Raw genomic sequence first — 18,030 nt, forward strand, 5'->3', positions numbered from 1 at the left:
GCGCACACCAGCGGAGGGAGTTCGGCATGAGCAGTGGTAGCGGTGGTGGAAACATGGAGCGCGTGCTTCGCCTGATGGCGGAGAAGAGCGCGTCGGACGTGTACCTGTCGGCCAACTCGCCTATCCTCATCAAGATCAACGGGCAGTTGCTGCAGCTCTCCGACCAGCCGCTGACGCACTCGCAGCCGCGCCAACTGCTCGCCGAGCTGCTGACGCCCAGCCAGCTCGAAGAGCTGGAAGACACCGGCGAGCTGAACATGAGCGTCGGCCTGCCCGGCGTGGGCAGCTTCCGGCTCTCGGGCTTCAAGCAGCGCGGCTCGATCGCGGCGGTGTTCCGCTGCATTCCGGTGGTGATCCCGACGCTGGAGAGCCTGAACGTGCCGAGCGTGCTGAACACGCTGATCCTCGAGAAGCGCGGCCTGATCCTGATGGTGGGCGCCACCGGCACCGGCAAGAGCACCACGCTGGCGGCGATGCTGGAACAGCGCAACCAGCAGATGGCCGGCCACATCCTGACCATCGAGGACCCGATCGAGTTCCTGTTCACCAACAAGAAGTCGGTGATCAACCAGCGCGAGGTCGGGCGCGACACCAACACGCTGCAGGTCGGCCTGAAGAACGCGCTGCGCCAGGCGCCCGACTGCATCATGATCGGCGAGATCCGCGACCGCGAGACCATGACCTCGGCGATCTCGTATGCGCTGTCGGGCCACCTGGTGCTCTCGACGCTGCACGCCAACAACTCCTACCACGCGCTCGGGCGGATCCTGTCCTTCTACACGCCCGAGGCGCGCCCCGCGCTGCTGTCCGACCTCTCCGCCGGCCTGAAGTCCATCATCTCGCAGCGCCTGGTGCGCGCGGTGGCGGGCGGGCGCGTGCCGGCGGTGGAGGTGATGCTCAACACCAAGCTGGTCTCCGAGCTGATCGAGCAAGGCGACTTCACCGGCGTGAAGGAGGCGATGGAGAAGTCGCTCGCCGAGGGCTCGCAGACCTTCGAGCAGGACCTGGCGCGGCTGATCACCACCGAGGTCATCACGCGCGACGAGGGCCTGGCCTACGCCGACTCGCCGACCAACCTGATGTGGCGGCTGCAGAACGACATGTCGCCGGTCTCGCGCGCGCAGCCGAAGAAGGAAGAGCAGGACGACGAGCCGACCTTCACCGACATCCAGCTCGACGTGCGGGAAGAAACCAGCACGATGTCGGGTCTCTTGCGCCCCTGATGACCCACCGCACGTTGCTGCTGGCCGAGCAGTTGATCGCCTGCCGCTCGGTGACGCCGGACGACGGCGGCTGTCAGCAGCTCATCCGCGAACGCTTGGCGCCGCTGGGCTTCGAGTTCGAGAGCCTCGTGTCGGGGCCGGACGATTTCCGCGTCACGAATCTCTGGGCCGTCCGGCGCGGCAGCGATGCCGCCGCGCCGCTGCTCGCCTTCGCCGGCCACACCGACGTGGTGCCCACCGGCCCGCTGGAGCAGTGGCGCAGCGACCCCTTCGTGCCGACGCACCGCGACGGCCGCCTGCACGGCCGTGGCGCCGCCGACATGAAGAGTTCGCTCGCCGCGATGGTGGTGGCGACCGAAGAGTTCGTCGCCGCGCACCCATCGCACCGCGGCTCGCTCGCCTTCCTGCTGACCAGCGACGAAGAAGGCCCGGCGCTCGACGGCACGGTGCGCGTCGTCGAGTGGCTGCGCGCGCGAGGCGTGCGGCTAGACGCCTGCATCGTCGGCGAGCCGACCTCGGTGGAACGGCTCGGCGACATGGTCAAGAACGGCCGCCGCGGCTCGCTGTCGGGCAAGCTCACGGTCAAGGGCGTGCAAGGCCACATCGCCTACCCGCACCTGGCGAAGAACCCCATCCACCTCGCCGCGCCGGCGCTGGCCGAACTCGCCGCCGTCGAGTGGGACCGCGGCAACGCCTACTTCCCGCCGACGAGCTGGCAGATGTCGAACATCCACGCCGGCACCGGCGCGAGCAACGTGATCCCGGGCGCGCTGGTGGTGGACTTCAACTTCCGCTTCTGCACCGAATCGACGCCGCAGTCGCTGAAGGCGCGCGTGCACGCGCTGCTCGACCGCCACGGGCTCGACTACGAGCTCGCCTGGACACTCGGCGGCGAACCCTTCCTGACGCCGGTGGGCACGCTCAGCGAAGCGCTCGCCGGCGCGATCCGCGCCGAGACCGGCATCACGACCGAACTCTCCACCACCGGCGGCACCTCCGACGGCCGCTTCATCGCGACGATCTGCCCGCAGGTCGTCGAGTTCGGGCCGCTGAACGCCAGCATCCACAAGATCGACGAATGGGTGGAGACCGCCAGCCTCGAACCGCTGAAGAACATCTACCGCCGCACGCTGGAGGCGATGCTGACATGAAGCTCATAGATCTCATCACCGCGCAAAGCGCCCGCCTCAAACAGGCGGGCGTTTCGTTTGGCCACGGCACCACCAACGCCTTCGACGAAGCGGCCTGGCTGGTGCTGTTCGCGATCGGGCTGCCGCTGGACGCCCTGGAAGAGCGCGCGCAGCGCGAGCTGTCGGGCGAGGACGAGGCCCAGGCCGTCGCGCTGGTGACGCGCCGCATCGAATCGCGCCTGCCCGCCGCCTACCTGACGAAAGAAGCGTGGCTGCAGAACGTGCCCTTCCACGTCGACGAGCGCGTGATCGTGCCGCGCTCCTACATCGCCGAGCTGCTCGCCGACGGCGAGGGCGAAGGCACGCTGGACGGCTGGCTGTCGGACCGCACCACGCGCGTGCTCGACCTGTGCACCGGCAACGGCAGCCTGGCGGTGATCGCGGCGATGGCCTACCCGGAGGTGAGCGTCGAGGCCTGCGACATCAGCGCCGACGCGCTGGCGGTGGCGCGCATCAACGTCGACAGGCATGGGCTGGGCGGGCGCATCCGCCTGTTCGAGTCCGACCTGTTGACCGAGGCCCAGGGCCCCTACGACCTGATCGTCTGCAACCCGCCCTACGTCAACAGCAAGAGCATGGCGGCGTTGCCGCCCGAGTACCGCGCCGAGCCGCAGATGGCGCTGGCCGGCGGCGCCGACGGCATGGACCTGGTGCGCCGCATCCTGCGCGACGCACCGGCCAAGCTCAGCGACATCGGCGTGCTGGTGCTGGAGATCGGCCACGAGCGCGCGCACTTCGAGCGCGCCTTCCCGAAGGCGGAAGTGGCCTGGCTGCCCACCAGCGCGGGCGCCGACGAAGTGCTGCTGATGACACGCGAGGCGCTGGCCCGGCTGGCGCAGCGCATGAACAAGGCCTGATGAAATGACCCCCCCAAGCTCACTTCGTTCGCTGCCCCCCGAGGGGGCGCTCAGCGGCTTCGGAACGGCCGAGTGCCACTGAGATGCTGGTACTGAACGACCTCTCGCTGCGCCGCGGCGTCAAGCTGGTGCTGGAGCACGCCAGCGTGACGCTGCAGCCGGGCGAGAAGATCGGCCTGATCGGCCGCAACGGGGCCGGCAAGTCGTCTCTCTTCGCGCTGCTGGCCGGCCGGCTGCATGCCGACGGCGGCGAGGTGCAGATGCCGCCGCGCTGGCAGCAGCCCGGCGGCATGGCCGAGGTGGCGCAGGAGATGCCCGAGACCGACGAAGGCGCCACCGACTTCGTGCTCGCCGGCGACGCCGTGTTGGCGCTGGCGCGGCAGCGCCTGGCCGCCGCCGAGGCCGACGACGACGGCCACGCGATCGCCGAGGCGCACCAGGCGATCTCGGACGCCGGCGGCTTCGACGCGCGCGCCCGCGCCCAGGCCATGCTGCTCGGCCTGGGTTTCCAGCCCGCGCAGCTCGACGCGCCGGTGAACAGCTTCTCCGGCGGCTGGCGCATGCGATTGCAGCTCGCGCGCGCGCTGATGTGCCCGGCCGAGCTGATGCTGCTCGACGAACCCACCAACCACCTCGACCTCGACGCGCTGGTGTGGCTGGAGGCGTGGCTGAAGCGCTACCCGGGCATGCTGATCGTGATCAGCCACGACCGCGAGTTCCTCGACGCGATCACGCAGGTCACGCTGCACCTCGACGACGCGAAGCTCACGCGCTACGGCGGCAACTACAGCGCCTTCGAGGAGATGCGCGCCGAGCGGCTGGCGCAGCAGCAGGCCAGCTACGAGAAGCAGCAGGAGCGCATCGCGCACCTGCAGAAGTTCATAGCCCGCTTCAAGGCCAAGGCCACCAAGGCCAAGCAGGCGCAAAGCCGCGTCAAGGCGCTGGCGCGCATGGAGAAGATCGCGCCGGTGCTGACCGCGAGCGACTTCCAGTTCGAGTTCCGCGAGCCGGCCTCGCTGCCGAACCCGATGCTGGCGCTGTCGGGGCTCGATTGCGGCTACCGCGGCGATGCCGGGCAGGCGACGCCGATCGTGCGCGGCATCGAACGCTCGGTGCTCGCCGGCCAGCGCATCGGCATCCTGGGCGCCAACGGCCAGGGCAAGTCGACCTTCGTGAAGACGGTGGCGCACGAGCTGGCGCCGCTGGCCGGCACGATGACCGAGGGCAAGGGGCTGGCGATCGGCTACTTCGCGCAGCAGGAGCTGGACCTGCTCTCGCCCGCCGACGGGCCGCTGATGCACCTGGTGCGCCTGGCGCGCGACGTCGGCCCGCCGGCGCGCGAGCAGGAGCTGCGCGACTTCCTCGGCTCCTTCCGCTTCACCGGCGAGATGGTCACGCAGGCCGTCGGCACGATGTCCGGCGGCGAGAAGGCGCGCCTGGTGCTGGCGATGCTGGTGTGGCAGCGCCCCAACCTGCTGCTGCTCGACGAGCCGACCAACCACCTCGACCTGACGACGCGCGAGGCCCTGTCGATGGCGCTCAACGAGTTCGAGGGCACGGTGATGCTGGTCAGCCACGACCGCGCGCTGCTGCGCGAGGTCTGCGACGAGTTCTGGCTGGTGGCCGGCGGCGCGCTGAAGCCCTTCGACGGCGACCTCGACGACTACCAGCGCTGGCTGCTCGAGCAGTCGCGCGAGGCGGCCAAGGCGGCCACCGAGCAGTCGCGCAGGGCGCGCGAGGACGCCGCGCCCGCCGCCAGCCGCAAGGAAGACCGCAAGGCCGCCGCCGCGGCGCGCCAGGCGCGGGCCGACGAGATCAAGCCGCTGAAGAAGGAGCTGACGCTGGCCGACCACAAGCTCGGCGTGCTGTTCGCCGAGCGCGAGCGCATCGAGGCGGGCTTCGCCGATGCCTCGCTGTCGCCCGAGCAGATCGCCGAGGCCGGCAAGCGCCTGAAGGCGGTCAACGACCAGATCGAGCAGCTCGAAGGGCGCTGGCTGGAGCTCTCCACCCGCATCGACGAACTCGGCGCGGCGGCGCCCTGAGCGCGCGGCGCTTCACCCCGGCGCGCACGCGGTCATGCGGCGTGCGCGACAGTCGGCGCTCCCAGGCCCACCCGAAGGAGAACCCATGGCCCTCGACAAAGTGCTCTACACCGCCCGCGCCACCACCACCGGCGGCCGCGAAGGCACCTCCAAATCCGACGACGGCAAGCTCGCCGTGACACTGGCGCCGCCCAAGGAGATGGGCGGCAACGGCAACGGCACCAACCCCGAGCAGTTGTTCGCGGCCGGCTACTCGGCCTGCTTCATGGGCGCGATGAAGTTCGTCGCGGGCCAGCAGAAGAAGCAGGTGCCGGCGGACAGCACCATCACCGCCGAGGTCGGCATCGGCCCGATCCCGGCCGGCTTCGGCATCCAGGTGGCGATGCAGATCAGCGTGCCCGGCTGGTCGAAAGCCGACGCGCAGGCGCTGGTCGACGCCGCGCACAAGGTCTGCCCCTACTCGAACGCGACGAGGGGGAACATCGACGTGACGCTGACGGTGGTCTAAGCCGTTCCCATCAGGCGCAGCATCAATTCGACACGCGCCTGCGCCGGCGTCAGCCCGCCGGCCGAGGGCAGGCGGTCGGCGGGGGTGGGCTGCACCGGGCCGGCCAGGCAACGGGTGCTGCGCAGCACGCTGACGCCGGCGGCCCGCGCGTCCAGCAGCGCCGCCGCGAGCGCGTGATGCAGCGTGCCGTTGCCGGTGCCGGCCACGACCAGGCCGCGCACGCCGGCGGCCACCAGCGCCCGCACGGCCTCGGGCCGCGCGCCGGCGTGGCTGGTGACGATCTCGACCCAGGGCCAGTCGCCCTGCCCGATGCGCTCCAGCCCGAGCGGCTCGCCCGCCGGCCAGTCGCGCAGGCGCCGCACGCGGCCTTCCTCGACGTGGGCCAGCGGCCCGGCATCGCCCGAGCCGAAGGCGTCGAGGCGGTAGCTGTGCCGCTTGCGCACCTCGAGCGCCGAGTGCGCCGTGCCGGCCAGCACGGCCATCACGCCGCGCGCGCCGGGCTCGCGCGCCAGCGTCACCGCGTCGAGCAGGTTCTGCGGCCCGTCGCGCAGCAGCGAGGTGGCCGGGCGCATCGCGGCGGTCAGCACCACCGGCTTGCGCGGCGCGAGCAGGCGCTGCAGCAGGTAGGCCGTCTCTTCCAGCGTGTCGGTGCCGTGCGTGATCACCACCCCGGCGATGCCGGGCTGCGCGAGGTGGTGCGCCACGCGCTGCGCCAGCGCCGCCCACACCGCGAAGCTCATGTCCTTGCTGTCGAGCTGCGCCACCTGTTCGGCGAGCAGCGGCACGCCGTGCAGCGCCGGCACCGCGTCGACCAGCGCCTGCACGCCGAGCTGCGCGGCGCTGTAGCCGATGTTGTCGGTGGCGCTCGCGGCGGTACCGGCGATGGTGCCGCCGGTGGCGAGCACCGCCACCGTGAGTGCGGTGTCTTGCATTGAACTCACAAACTGGATGAAAATACAGGTGCTGGACATGCATCCAGCGCCCAAGGAGTGCCCGTGCAGGAGAAGCCCAAACTCACCGACCGCCAGCAGCAGATTCTCGATCTGGTGCAAAGCGCCATCGAACGCACAGGCGCCCCGCCCACGCGCGCCGAGATCGCCGCCGAACTCGGCTTCAAATCGGCCAATGCCGCCGAGGAGCACCTGCAAGCCCTGGCCCGCAAGGGCGTGATCGAACTGGTGGGCGGCACCTCGCGCGGCATCCGCTTGAAGTCTGACACATTGCGCGCGCTGGCCGAATCGCGCGTCAAGCAGTTCAGCCTGCCGCTGCCCAGCCTCGCGCAGCTCTCGCTGCCGCTGGTGGGCCGCGTCGCGGCGGGCTCGCCCATCCTCGCGCAGGAGCACATCGACCAGACCTACGTGGTCGAGGCCGGCATGTTCCCGCGCCGGCCCGACTATCTGCTGAAGGTGCGCGGCATGAGCATGCGCGACGCCGGCATCATGGACGGCGACCTGCTCGCGGTGCAGAAGGCCAAGGAGGCGAAGAACGGCCAGATCGTCGTCGCGCGGCTGGGCGACGAGGTCACCGTCAAGCGCTTCCGCCGCACGCGCACGGGCATCGAACTGATTCCCGAGAACCCCGACTTCGAGACCATCGTCGTGCACCCGGGCGACGAGCAGTTCGAGCTGGAGGGCCTGGCGGTCGGCCTGATCCGCAACAACATGCTGATGTGAGTGGCATGGAATGGGTACGGCCACGACCATCAAGTCGCCCAAGGCGCGCACGGCCGAAGCCTGCGAGCGCCTGGAGCAACTGCCCAACATCGGCCCGTCGCTGGCCGCCGACCTGCGCCTGATCGGCATCCACACGCCGGCCGAGCTGCGCGGCAAGGATCCCTTCGTGCTCTACCAGAAGCTGTGCGCCGCCACCGGCCAGCGGCAGGATCCGTGCGTGCTCGACACCTTCATGGCCGCCACCGACTTCATGCGCGGCGCGCCGGCCGCGCCGTGGTGGCACTACACGGCGCAGCGCAAGGCGCTGTTCGGGCAGGTCTGACCGCCGGCTAAGGCCCGGGTTCGAGCTTCAGCGTCTGCACCGCCGGCGCCGACCACAGCGGCACGTAGTCCACCCTCGCCCAGCGCTCGACGAAGCCACGGTAGTGCGGCGACAGGGCGATGCCCGACTGCCCGCTGGAGTGCATGAAGCGCGAGTTCGCCGCATCGCCCAGGTCGTAGATCGCGCGCAGCGAGGGGCCGTGCTCGTCGAGGTACAGCTCGCCGGTGCTGGCGTCGGGCCTGAGGTTCACGCGCGACACGTTGACGGTGTAGGTGTCGCCGCCCACCGGCGTGCGCAGTTCGAACCAGCGCGCCAGCGCCTTGACGCGGCTGAACGGCCGGTGCTCGCTGCGCGCCTGGTGGGCGCGGCTCCAGCGCCACGCGGAAACGTCCGGCCCCTGCGCGGCCTGCAGCTCGTCGAGCGCACGCGCCAGCGCACGGTCGTTGATCTGCGCGCAGGTTTCCAGCGCCGGCGTGCTCTTGTCGTCGCACCACCAGTCGTCCTGGCGTGTCATCACGTCCTGCATCGCCTCGCGCCAGGCGCGAACGCTGGCCGTCCAGGCGGCTTCGCCGGCCTCGTCGGCGAACAGGTCGTGCGCGAGGTGGCGAGCCCAGGCCCAGTAGATCAGCGGGGCGGCCTTGTCGGCGGCCATCACGCCGTCGAAGCCGGCCAGCTCGCGCTGCGCCGCGGTGGCCAGCGGGTGCGCGGGCGCGGCCTGGCGCAGCAGCGGCAGCATGGGCAGCGCGGCCAGCGACAGCTCGTCGGCCTGCATCGCCCGCATGTCGGCGATCGAGTGCTTCTCCCGGGCCGCCAGCATCTGCTCGATGCGCTGGTAGCGCCACGGCGGCGCCCACTCGCTGGTCAGGTAGTGCGGGTAGTCGGCCGGGTGGATGCGCTGGTTGGCGGTGGCGATCCAGCCGCGCGGCGGGTCGGTCTCGCGCGGCGTGACGCCGGCGTCGAGGAAGCCGGCCCAGTCGTAGCGCGCCAGCCAGCCGGGCGCCGGCACCTGGCCCTTCAGGTCGTTGTCGGGCTTGCGCAGCGGCACGCGGCCGGCCGAGACCACGGCGATGCGGCCGGCGCGGTCGGCCACCACCACGTTCTGCATCGGCGCCACGTAGCGCGCGGTGGCGCGGACGAATTCGTCGACCGAGCGCGCCGCGGTCATCTCCCAGCTCGCCTCCATCGTGCCGGGGTCGGGGTCGAGCGCGGTCCAGCGCAGCGCGATCGCATAGGCCGGCGCCGAGGCCGGGCCGGTCAGCCCGGCGCCGGCCCCGCCGTCGGAAATCACCGGGCCGTGGCGCGTGGCGCGCACGCTCAGGTGTTCGTCGGGCTTGCCCTTGACGCGGATCACCTCGTCGAAGCGCTCGAAGGCCTCCCAGCCCTGCGGCGTCTGGTACCGGCCGGCATCGGCCGGGTCGATGCGTTCGAGGTAGAGGTCCTGCACGTCGGGGCCGGTGTTGGTGAAACCCCAGGCGATGTGCTCGGTCTGCCCCAGCACCACCTGCGGCAGCCCCGGCATCGTCGCGCCGGCCACGCGCCCGGCCGGCGTCTCGATGCGCGCGAAGTACCACAGCGCCGGCGCGCTGAGCTTCAGGTGCGGGTCGTTGGCCAGCAGCGGCTTGCCGCTGCCGGTGCGCGCGCCGGCCAGCACCCAGTTGTTCGAGCCCACGCCCTCCACGCCCGATTCGGGCGCGGCGGCCAGCGCCTGCGCGCCGAGCCGGGCATCGACCTTCAGCGAGCGGAACAGCGCGCTGTAGTCGGCCGTTGCCAGCGGCTTCTCGCCCGGGTAGGGCGGCAGCAGTTCGTTGATGCGCGCAACGGGCAGGCGCAGCGCCAGCCGCATGCGCTGCAGCTCGGTGGTCCAGTTGCCGCCCAGGTCCCAGGCCATCATGATCATCCAGGCCAGGCTGTCCTGCGGCGTCCACGGCTCGGGCTGCAGGCCCAGCAGCACGAATTCCGGCGGCCGTGCGCGCATCTGCTCGCGCACGAAGGCGTTGATGCCGTCGGCATAGGCCTGCAGCAGCTCGCGCGAGCGCGGGTCGAGGCGCTCCCACTGTGCCGCGGCGGTGCGCCCGACACCCAGCGCACGCAGGAAGCGGTCGGTTTCCAGCGCCGCCTCGCCGAAGGCCTCGGCCAGCCGGCCGGCGCCGATGCGGCGGTGCGTCTCGAGCTGCCAGAGCCGGTCTTGCGCATGCACGAAGCCGAGCGCGAACGAGGCGTCGCGCAGGCTGCCGGCGCGTATGCTCGGGATGCCGTCGGCATCGCGCTCGACGCTCACCGCGCCGTGCAGGCCGGCGAGCGTGATCGCGCCCTCGGTGCGCGGCAGCACCAGCGAGCGGTAGGTTCCGAACGCCACGGCCAGCGCCGCGGCGAGCACCAGCAAGCCCACGGCGATTCGACGAGCCCAACGCATCGTTTTTCTCCTTCTTGTCCTGGATCCAGGCGGCGGCAGAGCTTACGCCCAAGCGTGAAAAAGCCGGCACTTTCCGCGCCTGCTCGTCACGTTGCGGCACGACGGGGAGGTTCACACTGCGCCCATGCCCGCATTGTCGACGGGCCCAGCGTTGGGAATCATGATCTCGCCTCAGCACGCCAGCCGCCCCAGCGTCGGCCGCACCCGGCCCGCGCGGCTCGAAATCTGCCCTCCGCAACGCCAGCGCACGGCGCGCCACTGGCTGCTGCGCGTCAAGCGCTGGCTGGTGGCCGGCTGGCCCGGCGCCGAGCGGGCCACGGCCGCGCTGCCCGAACGCTCGCGCGCGCTGGCCGCGGCGCGCCAGGACTTCTTCGACGCCACCGCCGACCTGCGGCTGCCCGCCGCCGCGGCGCTGCTGGACCGCATCGAGTACGCCAAGTCGATGCGCGAGCTGTGGCACCTGCGCGCCGAGGTGTTCGCGCTGGTCTCGCTGGAGCTGAACCAGTTCGAGGCCGACAAGCGCCTGGCCCGGCTGAACCGCCACTTCCCGACACGCGCGCCGCGTTCGGGCTTCTCGGGCCTGCACACCGGCAAGGGCATGTGGCCCTGAGCGGCTGAGAAGCGGCTGATCCCCCGGCGGCGGGCGGCGACGCCGCCCGTGCACAATCGGCGCCATCCGCCCCAGAGCGCCGCCGACGTGAACATCATCATCCTCGACGACTACCAGGACGCGGTGCGCAAGCTGAGCTGCGCCGCGCTGCTGGAGCCGTACAACGCCAAGGTCTTCACCAACACCGTCAAGGGCATCGGCCAGCTTTCGGTGCGCCTGAAGGACGCCGACGTGCTGGTGCTGATCCGCGAGCGCACGCACTTCCCGCGCCTGCTGCTGGAGAAGCTGCCCAAGCTCAAGCTGATCGCGCAGACCGGCCGCGTCGGCGCGCACATCGACCTCGACGCCGCGACGCGGCTGGGCATCGCCGTGGCCGAGGGCGTCGGCGCGCCGGCGGCCACGGCCGAGCTGACCTGGGCGCTGATCATGGCGGCGATGCGCCGGCTGCCGCAGTACATCGGCAACCTCAAGCACGGCGCCTGGCAGCAGTCGGGGCTGAAGGCGGCGTCGATGCCGCCGAACTTCGGCATCGGCCTGATGCTGCGCGGGCGCACGCTGGGCATCTGGGGCTACGGGCAGATCGGCCGCATGGTGGCCGGCTACGGCCGCGCCTTCGGCATGACGGTGCAGGTGTGGGGCAGCGAGGCGGCGCGCGAGCGCGCGCTGGCCGACGGCCACCTCGCCGCGCCGAGCTGCGAGGAATTCTTCGAGAGCTGCGACGTGCTCTCGCTGCACCTGCGCCTGGCCGACAGCACGCGCGGCATCGTGCGCCTGGACGCGCTGACGCGCATGAAGCCGACCGCGCTGCTGGTCAACACCTCGCGCGCCGAGCTGATCGAGGAAGGCGCGCTGGTCTCGGCGCTGAACCGCGGCCGCCCCGGCATGGCGGCGGTCGACGTGTTCGAGAGCGAGCCCATCCTGCAAGGCCACCCGCTGCTGCGCCTGGAGAACGCGGTGTGCACGCCGCACATCGGCTACGTGGAACTGGACAGCTACGAGCAGTACTTCCGCGCGGCGTTCGAGAACGTCGTCAACTTCATCGCCAAGAACCCGACGAACGTCGTCAACCCCGAAGCGCTGCGCGTGATCCGATGAGCGCCGGCACGGCGCAGGCGCGTTGGGCGCTGCTCGCGGGCAACTTCGTGATCGGCTGCGGCGTGATGGTCGTGGCCGGCACGCTCAACGACCTGGCGCGCTCGCTGGAAGTCTCGGTGGCGCTGGCCGGCCAGTTGATCACGCTGGGCGCGGTGGTGATGGGCGTGGGTGCGCCGCTGCTGGCGAACTGGGTGGCCGGCTTCGACAGGCGCCGCCTGCTGACGCTGACGCTGGCCTGGTACGCCGTCGGCCACGCGCTGTCGGCGCTGATGCCCGACTACGCCGCGCTGGCCGGCGTGCGCGTGCTGTGCATGCTCGGCGCGGCCGTCTTCACGCCGCAGGCCGCCGCGGCGATCGGCCACATGAGCGAGCCGGCGCGGCGCGGGCGCGCCATCACCTTCGTCTTCCTCGGCTGGTCGCTGGCCTCGGTGCTGGGCATGCCGATCGCCGCCTGGATCGGCGAAACCTTCGGCTGGCGCGCCGCCTTCGCCACGGTGGCCGTGCTCGGCGCGGGCGCGGCGGTGTGGGTCCACACGGCGATGCCCGACGGCGTGCGGCCGCCGGCGCTGTCGCGCGCCGCGTGGCGCGAGGCCCTCACGCACCCGGCGCTGATGGCGATCGTGCTCGTCACCGCCTTGCAGAGCGCCGGACAGTTCACGCTGTTCTCCTACTTCGCGCCCTACTACCGCCAGGTGCTGGCCGCGACGCCGGCGCAGATCAGCGCGCTGTTCTTCTGGTTCGGCCTGTTCGGGCTGATCGGCAACGTGGTGCTGACACGCGCCATAGACCGCGTCGGCGCGGCGCGCTGCGCGGCGATCGCGCTGGCGCTGATCACGCTGTCGCTGCTGGCCTGGCCGCTGGCCGGCGGCATGCTGGGCATGGCGATCGTGCTGGTGCCCTGGGCGCTGGGCTGCTTCTCGACCAACTCGGCGCAGCAGGCGCGCCTGGGCCTGGCGGCGCCGGCGCTGGCCCCGGCGCTGATGGCGCTGAACACCTCGGCGATCTACCTCGGCCAGGCGGTCGGCGCGGCCAGCGGCGGCGCGCTGCTGGCCGCCAGCGGCTTCACCTGGCTGAGCCCGGTGGGCGTGCTGTGGATGGTGGCGGCGATGCTGCTGAGCCGCTGGGCGGCCAGGCGCACGGAGGCCGCACGATGAACAACGCGCCCGGCTCCTGCATCGAGCTGTTCCTCGCCTTCAACCGCCTCGCGCTGCAAGGCTTCGGCGGCGTGCTGGCGGTGGCGCAGGTCGAACTGGTCGAGCGGCGCGGCTGGGTCTCGCGCGCCGACTTCGTCGAACTGCTCTCGGCCAGCCAGGTGCTGCCCGGGCCCAACGTGGTCAACCTCGCGCTGATGCTGGGCGACCGCTGGTTCGGCTGGCGCGGCGCGCTGGCGGCGCTGGCCGGGTTGATCGTCGTGCCGCTGGCGATCGTGCTCGCGCTGACGCTGGTGCACGACCGTTTCGAACACGTGCCGCAGGTGGCCGGCGCGCTGCGCGGCATGGGCGCGGTGGCCGCCGGGCTGGTGCTGGTCACTGCGCTGCGCCTGCTGACGACGCTGCGCGGCAACCGCCTCGGCACGGCGCTGTGCGCCGCGATGGCCGCCGCCGCCTTCGGCGCCGTCGCGCTGGCACGCTGGCCGCTGGTGGCGGTGCTGGCCGCGCTCGGCCCGCTGGCCATCGCACTGGCGGTATGGAAGCTGCGCCCATGAACGGCCTGGCCTGGAGCGACCTGCTCGGCCTGGCCGGCCACTTCATGCTGCTGAGCCTGGTGGCGATCGGCGGGGCGATCACCACCGCATCGGACATGCAGCGTTACCTGGTCGCCGAACACGGCTGGATCAGCGACGCGCAATTCACCAGCTCGATCGCCATCGCGCAGGCCGCGCCCGGGCCGAACGTGCTGTTCGTCGCGGTGATCGGCTGGAACGTCGCCGGCGTGGCCGGCATGCTGGCCACCTTGATCGGCATCATGCTGCCCTCGACGCTGCTGGTGATGGCCGTGTCGCGCTGGGCCGCGCGGCGCCGCGACAGCCTGGCGGTGCGTGCCTTCGCCACCGGCATGGCGCCGCTGACGCTCGGGCTGCTGCTGGCCACCGGCTGGGTGCTGGCGGAGCCCTTCGTGCGCGTGCCAGCGCAGCGCATCGGCGCGCTGGCGCTGATCGGCGTGACCATCGCGGTGATGCTGGGCACGCGCGTCAGCCCGATCTGGCTGGTGGCGCTGGGCGCCGCGACCGGCGCGCTGGGCGGGATCTGAGACGAGCCGCGCTCAGGTGAGCGCGCGGCCGAGCAGGTCGGGCAGCTCGGCCAGCTCGTCGGCCACCGGCGCGGGCATGCCGTACCAGCCCGAATCGAGCGACTGCGGCACCAGCACCTCGGCGCCGCCGTCGTTGCTGCGCAGCACCTGCACCGCCAGCGGCACGTCGGGCGGCGAATCCTCCGACTGCATCAGCACCGGCGTGCCGCCGACCGTCGAGGCCAGCACCACCACCGAGCCCTGCTGGCCGACACGCGCCAGCACCTGCAGGCCGCGCGCCTCGGCGGCGGCCTCGATGCGGCGCAGCGTCTCCTTCACGCCGTAGGGGCTGTGGCGCAGCACGCGCATCGAGCCGGCCAGGCGCTCGGCATCGAGCACGCCGCGGCCGGTGCACAGCGAGGCCATCACCACCGCGAGGCTGCCGGTCATCCAGAGCCGGAAGGGAATGCGCAGCGTCTTCATGGGTGTGCACCCTAACCCTCGCACGTGTCGCCCGCAAGTCAACCCTGCTGCCAGCATGTAAAGAATCGCAAGGCGCCGCGCCGGCGGCTCGGCTACTTGGTGCCGAAGATCTTGTCGCCCGCGTCGCCCAGGCCGGGGATGATGTAGCCGAGTTCGTCGAGGTGGCTGTCGATCGCGGCCGTCCAGCAGCGAACATCCGGATGCGCCTGCTGCAGCGCCGCAACGCCTTCCGGCGCGGCCACCAGCACCAGCGCGCGCACGTCCTTGCAGCCGCGGCGCTTGAGCAGGTCGATGGTGGCGATCATCGAGCCGGCGGTGGCCAGCATCGGGTCGACGATCAGCGCGGTGCGCTCGTCGAGGTGGCCGACGAACTTCTCGAAGTAGTGCTCGGGCTGCAGCGTCTCGTGGTTGCGCGACAGCCCGACCACGCTGACCTTGGCGCTGGGGATCATGTCGAGCACGCCGTCGAGCATGCCCAGCCCGGCGCGCAGGATGGGCACCACCGTCACCTTGCGCCCGGCGATGCGCTGCACCTCGGCCGGGCCGCTCCAGCAGGCTACGGTGACGGTTTCGAGCGGGAAGTCGGCGGTGGCCTCGTAGGCCAGCAGGCGCGCCAGCTCGCCGACCAGCTCGCGGAACTTCTTGGTCGAGATGTCGGACTCGCGCAGCAGACCGACCTTGTGCTTGACCAGCGGGTGGCGGACGTCGATGACGGTCATATTGGCTGTCGTTTCGTTGAGTCCGGACAGTCTAGTGCCAGCAATTATCGTGCGGTCCTCTTCGTCTTCGCTTTCTGCGATGACGATCATTGCGCCGGCGAACGACCCCGCATGCATTTCAGTTCGCGATCCTGTTGTTCCACGGTCCCCTCAGGAAACAGTTGTCTCGAGCGGGCACGGTTCGACGACATCCAGATTAGCAACCTGCGCGCGTCTCGCCATCACACAACATCGGTAGGCAACGAGGAGGACGATGCCTCCCACGACGCCTGGAGTGGCCCACAGCCAGTACAACTGCTCAGTATCCAGTTGATCCAGCGCGACGCCATTGACGAGACAGGCCAGTGCGTTACCCACAGCACCTCCGCTGATAGTTGTGCCAAAAACGCGCCCCAATACCTGATGATCAAAGGTAGCCGCTAGCAACGAGTCTGCCGACGGGATTGCGAGGCATTGACTCACGCAGAAGAACACCGCAAGCACACCGCTGGCGATCGCTCCATGATCAGCGGGTACGAGTGAGAATGCCGTGAAACCTACCGCCGCCAGCAAGAGACCACCAAAGTACAGTTGAGCTAATTGCTCTGGAGGATGAGCCTTGATGCGGACACCGATAACTGGAAGCGCAACGATCAGCGCCGCCGACTGTGCAACAAAAAAGACCGATGTGTAGGCGGAATGGCCGAAGACCCGCGCGCAATAAATAGCCAAGCTAAGGTACACCGTTGTTGACAGGTAGCCAAGTACTCCGGCAGCCACCGCGAAGGCCCGCAAGGCTGGCCCACGCGGTACTGGCAGATTGCGCGCCGTGCTACCGTGTGTTGTGGCGTCATCAGCCCCGGCAGGTACGGGCGCTAGCAGCAACGCTAGCAGCGCCGCTGCGAGATAGGCTAGCGCGGCCGCCTCGGGCAGTCCAGCACCGTCGCGTGAGAATGCCCACAGGCCACCGGCGGCAGTGCCAGCCAGCATGCCGAGGTTGTAAGCCGCACTGGATCCGCTGTAGACACGCGTTAGTCCGCCTTTCGGAAAGCTACGAGCGATATGCGTGCGATTGAGCAACTGGAAGGCTGCGCCGGCGATGCTCAGGCCTATGCAAGCCGGCACAGCTGCCGACAAGCCGGCGTGCTTTGGAGACCAAGCGAGCAAACCGGCGGAGAAGGCACCCGCTAACAACGTCACCGGCATCAGTCGTCGACGAGGCCAGCGGTCGGCCATGCGTCCGATCGGGCTCGCGAACAGCCGCCCGGCAACGAATACGAGACTTGCGATCACGGCTGCTGCCATTGCCGACAACGCCATGTCGCGGGTCAGCATCAGCATCAAGTACGGAACCACCAGCAGTGATGCGGCACTCGCCATGAAGCGTAGTGCCAGCAACAGAGCAACTTGACTCTGCTGCTCGCGCGTGAAATCGGAACATCGGAACATGGTGCTCGCCCTCACGCAGCATGCGTCTCGACCAGCGCAGCGAGGCCAGACACTGGTGCCAGCGCGCACAATTGTCTAAGCGCCGAGCTGCATAGTGGATCGATACTCAACGCACGCTGGTAGTACAGGCATGCCATCGCTTCGTGCCCCTGCAGTCGCTCGCATTCACCGACCATGTAGCTGGACAAAGCCGCGCCCGGCGGCGCGAACGCAGCAGCGCGTGAGTAACAATCCTCGGCGTCCTCGTAGTGACCTAGGTCGAGCCGCACCTCGCCGAGCTCAATCCAGCGCACGGGGTCTGAGGGGTCGATGCTGCAACCCTCGGCAAGGCGTTCGTGGGCCAGCTCGAGGTCACCGATCCAGCGCGCCTCCTTGGAGCGGCTCTGCAACACTGGCAGCATGTTCTCGCGCCAAATTAGTTCGTCAATCTCGTCACGTGGCACCATCGCTCTCGCGTGCTGTTCGCAGAGTTCCATTTCTCGCATGACTGCCTCGCGCTGCCCGAGCAAGAAGGGAACGTACGACGCTCCCCGGTAAAAGCGACTCGCAAGCAGATGCCCGTTGAAGCTGTCAGTGCCGTGTAGCGCTAGTTGCGCGTCCAGCTCGCGATGCGCCTCCTCACGCCAAGACTGTGCAGCGCTGACGTCGTAGGTGCTCTTCCCGTACTGCACAACCAAGTTCATCAATGCATCGAAACGCACTATCGAACCGCGGGGCACATGTGTCGCGATTTTCTTGAATCCTTCTAGCGAGAATGGCTGCAAGCCCTCAAGTGCAAGGATAAGACTGCTCGCCGCGATACTGCCGGCGATCGACGCGGCGTCGCGATCGGCGGCAAGTTCGGTCGAATCTGGCATGCGACCGAGCTTAAGCACCAGTTGGAAGTAGCCCAGCGAGAGCAGTAGGCCTAGTACTCGCGCGCGTTGCTGCAGCGACAGCGAAGGGCAGGTGCGCACGCGCTCGCACAGTTGCATCCAAGCTGGAGTCACCAAATCTGAGTCCAACGAGAACGGGTGTGTCGGGGCGAGATTGCGACGGCCGCCGATTTCAGCCTGAAGCGACTCACGGAATGCGGGCGGCAGAATGCGCTGCAAGTTGCGGGGCGGGAGGGACTCATCGACCACGCGGCACCAAGATAGATAGGGGCGCCATGCGTGCAGCGGTGCTGCAGCCTCCGGGCGATAGAGGGTGAAGTAGGACGCGACGAGGGTCTCGCCTAGGGTTGGGATATTCATCAC

Annotated in this window: 18 protein-coding genes; 12 read left to right on the forward strand and 6 right to left on the reverse strand. The window is 70.1% G+C overall.

Annotation, left to right across the window (positions count from 1 at the left end; genetic code table 11):
- The first annotated feature begins 53 nt into the window (after nucleotides 1-53).
- From QM792_RS13055 to QM792_RS13075, 5 genes are all read left to right on the forward strand, one after another.
- Nucleotides 54-1,223 (forward strand): PilT/PilU family type 4a pilus ATPase, encoded by a 1,170-nt coding sequence (locus QM792_RS13055; RefSeq protein ID WP_415150535.1) that lies wholly within the window; start codon nucleotides 54-56, stop codon nucleotides 1,221-1,223.
- Nucleotides 1,223-2,374 (forward strand): succinyl-diaminopimelate desuccinylase, encoded by a 1,152-nt coding sequence (gene dapE, locus QM792_RS13060; protein ID WP_415150536.1) that lies wholly within the window; start codon nucleotides 1,223-1,225, stop codon nucleotides 2,372-2,374. Before QM792_RS13055 ends, dapE begins: the two co-directional genes overlap by 1 nt.
- Nucleotides 2,371-3,270 (forward strand): 50S ribosomal protein L3 N(5)-glutamine methyltransferase, encoded by a 900-nt coding sequence (gene prmB, locus QM792_RS13065; RefSeq protein WP_415150537.1) that lies wholly within the window; start codon nucleotides 2,371-2,373, stop codon nucleotides 3,268-3,270. Before dapE ends, prmB begins: the two co-directional genes overlap by 4 nt.
- Before the next feature lie 83 nt (nucleotides 3,271-3,353).
- Nucleotides 3,354-5,312 carry an ABC-F family ATP-binding cassette domain-containing protein gene (locus QM792_RS13070; RefSeq protein WP_415150538.1) on the forward strand — a complete coding sequence of 653 codons (1,959 nt, stop codon included), beginning with the start codon at nucleotides 3,354-3,356 and terminating at the stop codon, nucleotides 5,310-5,312.
- Between the two features lie 85 nt (nucleotides 5,313-5,397).
- Nucleotides 5,398-5,820, forward strand: coding sequence for an organic hydroperoxide resistance protein (locus QM792_RS13075; RefSeq protein ID WP_415150539.1), 423 nt, complete (start codon nucleotides 5,398-5,400; stop codon nucleotides 5,818-5,820).
- Here QM792_RS13075 and QM792_RS13080 read toward each other — a convergent pair.
- Nucleotides 5,817-6,752 carry an asparaginase gene (locus QM792_RS13080; RefSeq protein WP_415150540.1) on the reverse strand — a complete coding sequence of 312 codons (936 nt, stop codon included), beginning with the start codon at nucleotides 6,750-6,752 and terminating at the stop codon, nucleotides 5,817-5,819. The genes QM792_RS13075 and QM792_RS13080 overlap by 4 nt on opposite strands.
- A 63-nt stretch (nucleotides 6,753-6,815) precedes the next feature.
- Between QM792_RS13080 and lexA the strand changes: the two genes are divergently transcribed.
- Nucleotides 6,816-7,493, forward strand: a complete 678-nt coding sequence (gene lexA, locus QM792_RS13085) for a transcriptional repressor LexA (protein WP_415150541.1) — start codon at nucleotides 6,816-6,818, stop codon at nucleotides 7,491-7,493.
- Between the two features lie 10 nt (nucleotides 7,494-7,503).
- The gene (locus tag QM792_RS13090; protein ID WP_415150542.1) at nucleotides 7,504-7,815 is read left to right on the forward strand and encodes a helix-hairpin-helix domain-containing protein; all 312 of its coding nucleotides are present in this window, start codon (nucleotides 7,504-7,506) and stop codon (nucleotides 7,813-7,815) included.
- Nucleotides 7,816-7,822: 7 nt separating this feature from the next.
- Here the strand turns inward: QM792_RS13090 and QM792_RS13095 are convergent, their stop codons facing one another.
- Nucleotides 7,823-10,228, reverse strand: a complete 2,406-nt coding sequence (locus QM792_RS13095) for a penicillin acylase family protein (RefSeq protein ID WP_415150543.1) — start codon at nucleotides 10,226-10,228, stop codon at nucleotides 7,823-7,825.
- A 160-nt stretch (nucleotides 10,229-10,388) separates the two neighbouring features.
- Between QM792_RS13095 and QM792_RS13100 the strand changes: the two genes are divergently transcribed.
- The 5 genes from QM792_RS13100 (at nucleotide 10,389) to QM792_RS13120 (ending at nucleotide 14,183) form a co-directional block, all read left to right on the forward strand.
- Nucleotides 10,389-10,838 (forward strand): hypothetical protein, encoded by a 450-nt coding sequence (locus QM792_RS13100; protein WP_415150544.1) that lies wholly within the window; start codon nucleotides 10,389-10,391, stop codon nucleotides 10,836-10,838.
- Between the two features lie 87 nt (nucleotides 10,839-10,925).
- On the forward strand, nucleotides 10,926-11,933 hold the full coding sequence (locus QM792_RS13105) for a D-2-hydroxyacid dehydrogenase family protein (RefSeq protein WP_415150545.1): 1,008 nt from the start codon (nucleotides 10,926-10,928) through the stop codon (nucleotides 11,931-11,933).
- The gene (locus tag QM792_RS13110; protein WP_415150546.1) at nucleotides 11,930-13,087 is read left to right on the forward strand and encodes an MFS transporter; all 1,158 of its coding nucleotides are present in this window, start codon (nucleotides 11,930-11,932) and stop codon (nucleotides 13,085-13,087) included. Before QM792_RS13105 ends, QM792_RS13110 begins: the two co-directional genes overlap by 4 nt.
- Nucleotides 13,084-13,638, forward strand: a complete 555-nt coding sequence (locus QM792_RS13115) for a chromate transporter (protein WP_415150547.1) — start codon at nucleotides 13,084-13,086, stop codon at nucleotides 13,636-13,638. Before QM792_RS13110 ends, QM792_RS13115 begins: the two co-directional genes overlap by 4 nt.
- Nucleotides 13,620-14,183 (forward strand): chromate transporter, encoded by a 564-nt coding sequence (locus tag QM792_RS13120; protein ID WP_415150548.1) that lies wholly within the window; start codon nucleotides 13,620-13,622, stop codon nucleotides 14,181-14,183. Before QM792_RS13115 ends, QM792_RS13120 begins: the two co-directional genes overlap by 19 nt.
- A 12-nt stretch (nucleotides 14,184-14,195) precedes the next feature.
- On the opposite strand, the gene QM792_RS13125 is transcribed toward QM792_RS13120, so the two are convergent.
- The 4 genes from QM792_RS13125 to QM792_RS13140 form a co-directional block, all read right to left on the reverse strand.
- Nucleotides 14,196-14,645, reverse strand: coding sequence for a hypothetical protein (locus QM792_RS13125; RefSeq protein ID WP_415150549.1), 450 nt, complete (start codon nucleotides 14,643-14,645; stop codon nucleotides 14,196-14,198).
- A 92-nt stretch (nucleotides 14,646-14,737) separates the two neighbouring features.
- Complete coding sequence (gene upp, locus QM792_RS13130; protein WP_415150550.1) at nucleotides 14,738-15,364, reverse strand: uracil phosphoribosyltransferase; 627 nt, start codon at nucleotides 15,362-15,364, stop codon at nucleotides 14,738-14,740.
- 150 nt (nucleotides 15,365-15,514) lie between these two features.
- On the reverse strand, nucleotides 15,515-16,792 hold the full coding sequence (locus QM792_RS13135) for an MFS transporter (protein ID WP_415150551.1): 1,278 nt from the start codon (nucleotides 16,790-16,792) through the stop codon (nucleotides 15,515-15,517).
- An 11-nt stretch (nucleotides 16,793-16,803) separates the two neighbouring features.
- Nucleotides 16,804-18,027, reverse strand: a complete 1,224-nt coding sequence (locus QM792_RS13140; protein ID WP_415150552.1) for a hypothetical protein — start codon at nucleotides 18,025-18,027, stop codon at nucleotides 16,804-16,806.
- Between the last annotated feature and the right edge of the window lie 3 nt (nucleotides 18,028-18,030).

The sequence above is a fragment of the Piscinibacter sp. genome, from assembly GCF_047600445.1.
GTDB lineage: Bacteria > Pseudomonadota > Gammaproteobacteria > Burkholderiales > Burkholderiaceae_C > Piscinibacter.